This is a genomic window from Betaproteobacteria bacterium (genome assembly GCA_016791345.1).
Lineage (GTDB): Bacteria > Pseudomonadota > Gammaproteobacteria > Burkholderiales > JAEUMW01 > JAEUMW01.
Map to the genome: position 1 here is coordinate 1 of JAEUMW010000136.1, position 2,827 is coordinate 2,827.

At 65.5% G+C, this 2,827-nt stretch carries 2 protein-coding genes; one reads left to right on the forward strand and one right to left on the reverse strand.

Annotated features, from left to right (window positions below):
• Nucleotides 1–1,569 (reverse strand): arylsulfatase (locus tag JNK68_05750; protein ID MBL8539860.1); only part of this gene is annotated, 1,569 nt, incomplete at its 3' end.
• Between the two features lie 191 nt (nt 1,570–1,760).
• On the opposite strand from JNK68_05750, the gene JNK68_05755 reads away from it, so the two are divergent.
• Nucleotides 1,761–2,827, forward strand: a 1,067-nt coding sequence (locus tag JNK68_05755; GenBank protein ID MBL8539861.1) for an AraC family transcriptional regulator, incomplete at its 3' end; no start/stop codon positions are given.

Sequence of the window (2,827 nt, forward strand, 5' to 3'; positions counted from 1 at the left end):
TTTGTCGAACGTGTAGACCATGCTGACGCCTTCGATCGGCTTCTGCTTGATGCCGTCGATGTACTCCGGCGCCTTGATCCCGGTCGCTTCGAGGATCGTCGGCACGACGTCGATCACGTGGTGGAACTGGTGACGGATGCCGCCGACGTCCTTGATGCGGGCCGGCCACGAGATGACCATCCCCCCCCGCGTCCCGCCGAAGTGCGACGCCACCTGCTTGGTCCACTTGAACGGCGTGTCGAACGCCCAGGACCAGGGCACCGCGAAGTGGGGCGCCGTGTTCGGCGAACCCCAGTCCTCGTAGTGCAGCAGATTCAGCACCTCGGGCACCTCCTTGACGCCGTTGTAGGCGGTCATGCGGTTGTACGTGCCGGTCATGCTGCCTTCCGGGCTCGTGCCGTTGTCGCCGACGAGGAAGATGATCAGCGTGTTATCGAGCTTGCCCATGTCCTCGACCGCCTGGATTACGCGGCCGATCTCATGGTCCGAATACGCGGTGTAGCCGGCGAATACCTCGGCCTGCCGGGCGTAGAGCCTCTTCTGGATGTCCGACAGCGAATCCCATTGCGGCAGGTCGTCGGGCCACGGCGTGAGCTTCGTATTCGCGGGAACCACGCCCAACCGCTGCTGGTTGGCGAAGATCTCCTCGCGCATCTTGTTCCAGCCCATGTCGAACTTGCCCTTGAACTTGTCGATCCACTCCTTGGGTGGCTGGTGCGGAGCGTGGCTCGCGCCGGGGTTGTAATAGACGAGGAACGGCTGTTCGGGCGCTGCGGCGTTGAGGCCGCTGATGTGCGCGATGGCCTCGTCGGCCATGTCGGTGATCAGATTGTAGCCGGGCTTGCCGATCCACGGGAAGATCGGGCTCGTGCCCTTGAACAGGAACGGCTGGTACTGATCGCTCTCGCCGCCCATGAAGCCGTAGAAGTACTCGAAACCCATCCCGGTCGGCCACTGGTCGAACGGGCCCGCGACGCTCAACTGGTATGACGGTGTGTTGTGGTTCTTGCCGAACCAGGACGTGGCGTAGCCGTTGTCGGCCAGGATCCTGCCGATCGTCCCGTTGTCCACCCCGATGACCGAGTCGTAGCCCGGATAGCCGGTCGACAGCTCGGCGATGACGCCGAAGCCCACCGCATGATGGTTCCGGCCGGTGATCAGCGCCGCCCGCGTCGGCGAGCACAGCGCGGCGTTGTTCATGTTGGTGTAGCGGATTCCCGCCTTGGCGACGCGCTCCACCGTGGGGGTCGGGATGACGCCGCCGAACACGCTGCTGATCCCGTAGCCCTCGTCGTCCGTCAGGATCAGCAGAATGTTGGGCGCGCCCTTGGGAGGCACGACGCGCGGCGGCCACCAGGGCTTGGAGTCGGTCCAGCTTTCCTTGATCACGCCGCCGAACTTCGGCGCCGGCGGCGGGAGCTGGTTCCCTTTGACGGTAGTCGTCGCGCTGGGCGACCCCAACGTTCCGGTGACCTGCTGCGCCGCGACCGGGGAAGCGGCCAGCGTGGCGGCAAGCAGAATCGCCGCGGCGTCGCCGATGACGCTCATTCCTCTCCGTTTCCGTTTCATGCTCCGTCCCTCGCTATTCTTGTGCAAAAAAACCGGTTTCTTTGGCAGGCTGAATGCGGACCCGGCGCAGCACTCACGACGAGCTGCGCCAGGAATCCCCCCGAGCAGGGTGGTAAGGCTGCCACAACCGAGCTTCGCGGGCTTGACATGTTCCGACAGGTCCTCGAGCATCCATACGGGAGAAGCCGACGGTGAGAGCTGCAAGCGCACGTTTCACCACGAAAGAAGCGGTAGCGACCGGGAATGACGGGGGCGTGGTGCGGGTCGCCTCGATCGCGAGCGTGCCGGCATTGCTGCGTCACATGGGCACCGACCCGATCCGCGTATTGAAGAGCGTCGGGCTCGACCCGCGGGTGTTGGAAGATCCCGAGAACCAGATCGCCCTCGTGGCTGCGGGCCGCCTCCTTCAGGCTTGCGCGCAGAATACTGGATGTCCCCATTTCGGCCTGCTCGTGGGGCAGCAGCGCGGTCTCGCTTCGCTGGGCGTTCTCGGCACGCTCATGGAGCATTCGCCCACGGTGGATGCCGCCCTGCGCAACCTGACCGTGCATATGCACTTGCGCACTCGCGGTGGGGTTCCCACGCGCACGGTGGAAGGCAAGTGGGCCACGCTCGGCTACGCGCTCTATCAGCGCGGCATGCCCGGGTCCGCATACGCCCAGGACGTGGCGACCGCCATCGGCTTCAATATCATGCGCACGCTCTGCGGCGTCGATTGGCTTCCCACCGAAGTCCAGTTCTCCCATGCGGAGCCGCCGCGCGACGCCGCCCCCTATCGGCGATTCTTCCGCTCGCCGTTACGATTCGACGCGGACCGCACCGCAATGGTGTTCGCCCGGCAATGGCTCAGTCAGCCGCTGCCGGGATTCGACGCCGACTTGTACCGCCTTCTGCAGAAGCAGATCGCAGAGCGCGAAGCCTCGGATCTCGAAAGCCTCGCCGAAAGAGTGCGCCGCGCGTTGCGAACGCTGCTGGTGAGCGGCCGGGGCGCGGAGCAATATGTAGCCGAGCTGTTCTCGCTTCACCCCCGCACCCTGCACCGCCGCCTCAAGGCAGAGGGCACGACGCTGCGCGGCCTCGTCATGGAGGGCCGGTGCGAGATCGCATGCCAGCTGCTGCGCGACACGCACATGAACGTGAGCGAGATCGCCGAGGTCCTCGGCTACGCCGACGTCACCGCTTTCACGCGCGCGTTCCGTTGCTGGACGAATTCGCCACCCGCGGCGTGGCGAGCCGAGGTCGGGTCTGTCGCAGCGAA